Raw genomic sequence first — 8,379 nt, 5'->3', positions numbered from 1 at the left:
GGATAGTCTTTTTCAGATTCAATCAATAATTGAACCGCTCTTTCTCTGATTTCAGGGGTATATTTTAATTTGGTCATCGGAACATTCTCTCAGAATACTGAGTCTCCGACAAACCCGGTACGGTTCACCCCAAAATGTATCTTTCGTCAATTTTCAGTTTCATTATCGCACTAACATCTATCAATCAGATAAAAATAAAAAATAATGAATTGCCCTGAATTAACTCAGAAATGGCGCTATTAGTTTTTCATTTTTTAAACAGATTCAAAAAAAATAGTTTTTCACTTAATAATCATTCATTTAATTTTCTCATTGTAAAACGCCATTACACCATTTTAGTGCATTATTATCACATTCATGCAAGTCTTTGCTTTATATCGAGTCTTCTACATTTTTTAGTTTTTTTAATCAAAATTTCCCTCTCTCACTCCTCTTTTCGAAATTATTCCGCTCGATATACTGAACTTCTTTTCGTGAACTAGCGCACTAAACTGGAACACCTTATGCAAAATATAGATCTCCTCTTTCTCCTTCTTGGTGCAGTCTTGGTTCTTGCCATGCATGCTGGCTTTGCATTTTTAGAATTAGGTACAGTACGACATAAAAATCAGGTCAATGCGCTGAGTAAAATTTTGACTGACTTTTCTATTTCCGCAATTGCATACTTTTTTGTGGGTTATTACATCTCTTATGGTCAGCACTTTTTTCATATTGGGGACACTTTAGCAGCCGATCATGGCTACAACTTAATGCGTTGTTTCTTCCTGCTGACTTTTGCCGCAGCCATTCCAGCGATTATTTCAGGTGGTATTGCTGAACGTGCAAAAATGCGGACTCAAGCGATTGCCACATTATTATTGGTCGCTTTGGTCTATCCATTCTTTGAAGGCATGGCATGGAATGGTAATTTTGGGCTACAAGCATGGTTAGAACGCACATTTGGCGCAGCATTTCATGATTTTGCAGGTTCGGTCGTGGTACATGCGATGGGCGGTTGGATCGCTTTAGCTGCAGTACTTTTACTTGGCGCACGTCATGGACGCTATAAAAAAGACGGTCGTATCAGCGCTCACCCCCCTTCAAGTATTCCATTCCTTGCCTTAGGTTCTTGGATTTTAATCGTCGGCTGGTTTGGCTTTAACGTGATGAGTGCGCAACGTTTAGATGCCATTTCAGGACTGGTTGCAATTAACTCTCTCATGGCAATGGTGGGCGGCACGCTTGCAGCAAACTTTATGGGTAAAAATGACCCCGGTTTCTTACATAACGGTCCCTTAGCAGGTTTGGTTGCAATCTGTGCAGGCTCAGATGTAGTTCATCCTGTCGGTGCGTTAATTATCGGCGCTATCGCAGGTCTGATCTTTGTCAAACTATTTACATACACTCAAAACAAACTCAAAGTCGATGATGTACTTGGCGTATGGCCACTACATGGTGTATGTGGTGCTTTCGGTGGTATTGCAGTGGGTGTATTTGGACAAAAATGGTTGGGCGGTTTAGGCGGTATTTCAATGATCTCTCAATGTATCGGTACGCTGCTCGCGATCGTGATTGCATTGGCTGGTGGATTCATCATTTATGGTCTACTCAAAGTAACGATGGGCATTCGCCTAGATCAAGAAGAAGAATTCCGTGGTGCAGACTTAAGTATTCACCGTATTTCGGCAAACTCTGAAGAAAACATGTTCTAAACAACACAATCTAAAGCGGAATTTATGCCGCTTTTTTTTACCCTGAACTTCGCTTAAAGCTTGAGTTTAAATCACCTTATTTTAGAAAATCTAAGACCTGATCCAAATGCTGAATTTTATTCGGAATGCTGTGCTGTTGTTCAGCACTTAAAGTATGAAAGCCTTCAAGCAATACAGCAGACATCCCTGCTTGGCTCGCACCGTAAATATCATTGACAGGATGATCACCAATAAATAAACACTCGGTTTCCGTCACGCCCAACTCACGACAACTGTACTGAAATATTTCAACTTTGGGCTTACTGATGCCTGCACTTTCCGAGCTGATGATCTGATCAAAATACGATGCAAAACCTAGTCCATTCAAAATATTCAGGCGTGTGGCATGTCCACCATTCGACACCACCGCCAGTTTATACTGCTGCTGTTTTAGTTGCTGCAGCAAGGTCAATGCTCCCGGCATCGCCACGGCGAACTGACCAAAGTGCTGAAACCAAAATTGTGTGAGCTCATCAAAATCGGGTTGATGTATCCAATCCAGCTCCGTTTGTAGAGCATAAGCGACAGATGCCCCAATACTCGGATGAGTAAGGAGTTCTTTTTTCGGATATCCCCCATTATCTATACGATTAATAATACGTTTAATCTGTACAAGGTCTACCTCCACCAGCGTCGACTGATAAGACTCGGCTAAATACTGCGTATAGGCCTGAACGCTGTGATCTCGATGAGTCAAAGTATTATCTAAATCAAAAAGGACTGCACGTATGCTCATAAATCTTTATTACTGAGTTTTCAAAAACTTTAACACAATGCCCGTTTTGCTTTATGCACCTTCTTCGCTATCGATATCGATACAGTTCACATAGCCGATTAAGTCTGATTTAAGTTTCGTGGTTTCAAATAGCAGCATTCAAACAAAATAATTTCAGCACATCACACGACTTATGCTCTCGAACAGTACCTTTTTATTGCGACAAGCCCTGCTGCTCACGCTCAGTATGGTTGGCCTCCTTTATGTTTTTCCCGTCGGTGGTTCGCTCGACCAAGCTTTTATTCAGCCTTGGGTCGACCTACATGGTGGTTTTCCTCATCGTAATGATTGGGCACTTGCGGTGCTGAACCATCGCTATATCAAGAATATCGTCATAGGTGTGTATGTTCTCTATATCGCAGCATGGATATGCAGTTTTAAATATCCACATCTGAAAGCTCGCAAGTTTGAATTTGGTTATTTTTTCGTGGTTGCTCTACTCAGCACGGCAGTCATTGGGTTGCTCAAATCACAATCTGCGCATGCCTGCCCTTGGAATATGACAGTCGCTACAGCCCATGGCTTTTCTTGGGATTTTTCTGCACGCCAAGGACACTGTTTCCCTGGTGGCCATGCTGCGACTGGTTTTGCCTTAATCACAGGATATTTTGTTTATCGCATACATCGACCTGCCGGTGCTTACTTCTTTTTATCTGCTGGGCTGATTTTAGGCTTTGCTTTTGGCTGGGCGCAAATGATGCGGGGTGCGCATTTTCTGAGTCATAATCTATGGACAGCATGGTTTATTTGGGCCTTTAACACAGTCATTTATACATTTGGCTGTCGTTATCTACCCACAGAAAAAATCAAAACTGCCTATAAACACTTTGAATGGATATAGGCTTTATTCGCAAGGAGTAAATTAAAATAATTAGGAGTTTAAAGGTCTTAGCGGAATCTGAATCGTTACTTTCAACCCACCCAGCGTTTCACTTTTCGCGAAATCTAAACGTGCACCAATATGCGCAGCGGCCTTATCCACGATCGCCAAGCCTAAACCACTTCCAATTTCTTCATGATTATAAATTCGATAAAAGCGTTTACGAATTTGCTCATATAAAGCAGGGTCGATACCAGGCCCGCTATCTTCAACCTGTACAACCGCCTGCCCCGCATGTTCAAAGACGGAGACATTAATCACGCCCTGTGCAGGGGTATATTTGATGGCGTTATCAATCAAATTAAAAATGATTGAATGTACGGTTGGCTCAAGACTATATAAGGCAATGCGCTGTTGTCGCTCCATGCCAAGGTCAATATCTTTTTGCATCGCCAAATGCACCAGTTGCTCCACGCAATTGGTTGCGACTTGCTTCAGATCAAAATGTTGTTTGCGCTCAAGTTCAAAGACCGAGGCGTCTTGTTTTGCCAAACTCAACAATTGACTGACCAAATGCTGAATACGAATTAAACCTTTACTCAAATTTTGTAGAGCGTCATCTTGTGGAAATTTTTGTAGCAAAATCTGCATTTGCAAATTCAGTGCGGTAATTGGGGTCCGTAACTCATGCGCTGCATCCGCAATAAACTGGTGCTGTTCCTGCTGTGACAATGAAATCCGTTCAAACAACTGGTTCATTTCAATAATGGTCGGTGCAATTTCCTCTGGATATGGCATTTGAGAGATTGGAGAAAGTTCAAAGGCATCCCGTTTTGCCAGTTCTTTTTTAAATTTTTCCAGTGGGTTCAAACTGCGTTGAATCAACCATCCCAAAGCGATTAATGCAAAAGGTATAAAAACCAAATAGGGAATAAACATGCTACTAGCCAATTCTGCTGCAAGATGCTGCCGAACCGACTCCTGCTGACTGACCTGAATTTGCCGATCTGCAAGTGGCAAAATATAGGTATGCCACTCATCTTGTTGGGTACTGTGTGTATAAAAACCGGCTTTGGGCTGAGGCGCGACCAATAATTTTAATTGATGAGTTTGATGTGCATTGGACTGATAAGTCCACACATCGACAAATAAATCTTCTTCATGATAACGCTTATGTTGATCAAATTCACTGCGAATGGGCTGCGGATCATGCTCTGCAACACGTTCCGCCAAATTTTGCATTTGCGCATCTAAAATTTCATTAATTTCTTCAAGTGCAATTCGATAAGCTGAAAACACCAAAAGACAGCCCAAAAGCATACTGAAAACAGACACATAAATAATTAGTCTCTTTTTCAGAGAATAAGGCTGCTGCATGGTTGATAATTCCTTTGCCTTAACCGAGTCGATAACCTAAACCACGAATGGTGCGAATAAAATCTTTGTCTAATTTTGTTCTGAGATGATGCACATACACTTCAATAGTATTACTGCTGATATCACTATCAAAATCATAAAGCTTATCTTCTAAATTGGCTTTCGAAAAAATCTTATTCGGATGTGTCACTAATGGAATCAATATGGCCCATTCACGGTTAGATAAATCGACATATTGCCCCTTATAGCGTGCAAGATGCTGCTCAATATCTAAAATCAATTCACCATGTTTTAAAATTTTCTGTGGTGCTTCGACTGAACTCAGCCCTGTGCGTCGAAGGAGCGCATGAATCCGTGCAAGTAATTCATCAAACTCATAAGGCTTAATCAGGTAGTCATCTGCCCCATGGTTTAAACCATCTACACGGTTTTGTAGTTGATCCCGTGCCGAGATGATTAATACTGGCAATTTGGGCTGCATTTGACGAATTTGTTTCAGGACTTGCATACCATCCATCATCGGCAAACCCAGATCCAGCAAGACGATATCAATTCCCCCTTGCATTATGAGCTTTAAGCCATCGATACCATTATTCACCCACTCGACTTCAAACTGTTGATAGTTCAACAAGGTTTTAGTCGATTCGGCAATCATGAAATCATCTTCAATAATAAGTATTTTGTGCATGGCTTAAGTCCTGCGCTGTACTGAAGTACATTGTTGCAACATATTGTTTTTTTCATCAATCACTTGAGTCTGCACATCGAGCAAACTTAATAGCGATGGAAATAGATTATCCTGACTTAATTTTTGGCTTTTTTGTGCCATTAAACAAGTATATTGCGCTGAATTATTTTTTTGCCACGCCGGTGAAAACCACATCAACATCGGTACATGGGTTTGCTGTGACGGTGCAATTGCGTATGGAGAACCGTGTAAATATAAGCCATGCTCACCTGTCGACTCGCCATGATCGGACAAATACCACAGTCCTGTTTGATAGTGGTCAGTCACTTTTAAGGTGTTAATCAATTCACTCAGCACATGGTCGGTATAAATAATACTGTTGTCATAACTATTTATTAATTCTATAGAGCTACATCCCTGTATGGCATTGCTATTACAGGTTGGCTTAAATTTTTGAAACGCTGCGGTACTTCGTTTGAAATAAGCAGGGCCATGACTGCCCATTTGGTGTAATACAATCAAACGGGGAGTTGGATCTGCTTTGGGGATCGAAGCCAAATATACCTTCAAACCATCCACTAAGATTTCATCATGACATTCGCCATCGGCATCACACCACTTTTTCTTCAGCGCTTCAGGAAATTCATATTTTTCAACACGTGTGCATGTGCCCTTACAGCCTGAATTATTATCTAGCCACGTCACCTTATAGCCTGCACGCTGTGCAATATCGAGTAAACCTTCGCGATGACTTGCAAGCTGTTCATCATATTCGGTTCTCGGCATACCCGAGAACATACAAGGAACAGACACAGCGGTTGCGGTGCCACATGAGCTGACTTGGCTAAAATTGATAATATTTTGCTGACTGAGTTCAGGATTGGTATTTTTAGCATAACCATTGAGTGAAAAACTTTCCGCGCGCGCAGTTTCACCAACCACTAAGACCATCAATTTTGGTAAGCTTTTGGCGCTTACGTTTTCAACCATATGTGCATCTTCACCATAGTTCAGCAATGGCAAATTCTGTTTCGGTGCTTTTTTGTGATAATAGGAAAATGTCGAAGCGATACTGTTTTGTGGTGAGAGCATGCCTTTTAAGTCACGATGCTCACGAAAGATCGCAGCATAATCGACAAAATAAACAAACAGCAAAGCACCCAAAAGGATGAGCGATAGCACTATATGTAGACCCTTTTTGGCTACGACCGTGCTTAGGGCTTCTTTATGCAGTGGCAAAAGCCAGATCAATAGCACTGGCAAAATAACCAGTCCAAAGACCCAGATAAAAAATTGTGGCGAGATTAAATCCTGCACTTCCTTTACATCTGTTTGCATCATGTTCTGCACTTGGTCAGATGTAATGGTCACGCCTAAACTATTGACGAAATAGGCACTCAAGCCACCAATGATCAGCAAAACACTCGCCAAAAGTTTTGAATTCCATCGCCATTGCAGGAGTTGCATCAGCACATTATAAAGTGCCACTACCACCAGTACGGTTGCCGCTAAAAATAGTCCGGCCTTCAGCCCCGTATAAGGTGTGAGCTGCTGGATTTGCTGATAAAACGCGAGGTTCAAAACCACCCCAAGCCATAAGGCAAGCACGAGGTTAAATTGACTTAAACTAAGTCTTGGAATTTTTTGCTGTATTTTAGCTATGACCTGAAGCATATTGGCATCAATTATTGATCTTTGATGCCCTAATCTAAAAATTCAAACTTAAAAATCACTTAAAACTGATCAAAACCAAGCAAGAAAAATCAAAAAAGGCGATGTAAAACATCGCCTTTTGAACAACTTAAATCAAGGTCTTAGAATTTAAATTCTAGACCTGTACCTAGAACAGGTTGTTCACTTTCATTCGAACCTTTTTCAAGTGCTAAGTAACCTGCATAACCATAAGCTTTCACTTGTTTGCTAAATGCATAATCCGCACCTGCAATGAATTGCTGAGCTTCGTAATCCTCACCTGCTTTATAAGTCGTGGTATTTTGACTATATTGTGCTTTTACTGTCCAAGCTTTTGCAGAAGGTAGATTGTATTCTGCGCCGACTAACCAACCTTGAGCATCATCAATATTTGCTGCTGCAACATCATTACCTTTAGCAGCCTCAACCTCTGATGTTTGATACAGTGCTTTGAGTGCCAAACCGCCCTCAAGATTTACGCGACCAATCGCACGAATTGTATTTGCAGCAGCAAATACTTTGGTTCCAGTTATTTCAGAATTTGAAACAACTTTATCATTCACGGTATATGTACCACTATTTAGCGTCCCTACGCCACCAAAGTTCGATGGAATGGCTTTGTCATAGGCTAAACCTGCGACAACAACGGGGCTGTCATAGACAACAGACGCCGACCAAGCATCGCCAAGACCACGACCTGCAGTTTTTACTACACCTTTGTCGCTCTTGATTCCTGAAGATTCACCTGTTGCAAGCAATGCATTAACTTTAATTGCACCTTCAGCAATTTTAAATGCTGGTGATTCATAGACAACAACGTTATCTACACGGTTTTCGCCAGTCATGATGCCTGTAACATCAGCACGGTTACCCACGTAGTTGTTGAATGTATCAACCGGACTAGACAATTGTTTTAATGGGGTATCGTGTGCACCAACTTTCAATGTACCAAGTTTCGCATCTTTCAAACCAACGAAGCGGTTACGCTTAGACCAGTCATCGCCTTCGCCGTCTGAGTTAAATGCCCATTCAATTGCATAAACTGCGCTTAAACGGTCTGTCAGTTTTTCATCGCCCTTTAAACCCAAGAAAGAACTGTTTGAACTGATTTCAACGACATCTTTGTCTGAAACACCCGTTTTATTATCTTCAGGTAAATAATCAACAGACGCATCAATTTCACCGTAGAAGGTTGGTGCTGCAAAGGTTGACCCAGCCAAAAGGCTCAATGCGATAGCCGCTGCTAACTTAGTTTTCATCAAAAATTTTCCTTAAATTATTTTGTAACAGATATTAC

Annotated in this window: 7 protein-coding genes; 2 read left to right on the top strand and 5 right to left on the bottom strand. The window is 41.3% G+C overall.

What is annotated here, in order from left to right:
* Nucleotides 1–503 precede the first annotated feature (503 nt).
* A complete protein-coding gene (locus FTV38_RS09280) occupies nucleotides 504–1,691 on the top strand; it encodes an ammonium transporter (protein ID WP_180010092.1) in 1,188 nt (395 codons plus the stop codon).
* Between the two features lie 76 nt (nucleotides 1,692–1,767).
* Here the strand turns inward: FTV38_RS09280 and FTV38_RS09275 are convergent, their stop codons facing one another.
* Entirely contained in the window at nucleotides 1,768–2,466 is a 699-nt protein-coding gene (locus tag FTV38_RS09275) for an HAD family hydrolase (RefSeq protein WP_180022306.1), read from the bottom strand.
* Between the two features lie 226 nt (nucleotides 2,467–2,692).
* On the opposite strand from FTV38_RS09275, the gene FTV38_RS09270 reads away from it, so the two are divergent.
* Complete coding sequence (locus FTV38_RS09270; protein WP_257227287.1) at nucleotides 2,693–3,346, top strand: phosphatase PAP2 family protein; 654 nt, start codon at nucleotides 2,693–2,695, stop codon at nucleotides 3,344–3,346.
* Nucleotides 3,347–3,376: 30 nt separating this feature from the next.
* On the opposite strand, the gene FTV38_RS09265 is transcribed toward FTV38_RS09270, so the two are convergent.
* From FTV38_RS09265 to FTV38_RS09250, 4 genes are all read right to left on the bottom strand, one after another.
* Nucleotides 3,377–4,702 carry an ATP-binding protein gene (locus tag FTV38_RS09265; RefSeq protein WP_180022304.1) on the bottom strand — a complete coding sequence of 442 codons (1,326 nt, stop codon included), beginning with the start codon at nucleotides 4,700–4,702 and terminating at the stop codon, nucleotides 3,377–3,379.
* Between the two features lie 19 nt (nucleotides 4,703–4,721).
* A complete protein-coding gene (locus FTV38_RS09260; RefSeq protein ID WP_078189962.1) occupies nucleotides 4,722–5,390 on the bottom strand; it encodes a response regulator transcription factor in 669 nt (222 codons plus the stop codon).
* A 3-nt stretch (nucleotides 5,391–5,393) separates the two neighbouring features.
* On the bottom strand, nucleotides 5,394–7,064 hold the full coding sequence (locus FTV38_RS09255) for a phosphoethanolamine transferase (RefSeq protein WP_180022303.1): 1,671 nt from the start codon (nucleotides 7,062–7,064) through the stop codon (nucleotides 5,394–5,396).
* Nucleotides 7,065–7,204: 140 nt separating this feature from the next.
* The gene (locus tag FTV38_RS09250) at nucleotides 7,205–8,341 is read right to left on the bottom strand and encodes a porin (RefSeq protein WP_180022302.1); all 1,137 of its coding nucleotides are present in this window, start codon (nucleotides 8,339–8,341) and stop codon (nucleotides 7,205–7,207) included.
* Nucleotides 8,342–8,379 lie beyond the last annotated feature (38 nt).

The sequence above is a fragment of the Acinetobacter sp. YH16044 genome (genome assembly GCF_013417145.1).
Lineage (GTDB): Bacteria > Pseudomonadota > Gammaproteobacteria > Pseudomonadales > Moraxellaceae > Acinetobacter > Acinetobacter amyesii.
Note: the sequence above shows the minus strand (reverse complement) of the source record. Positions and strands in the feature narration are given on the sequence as shown.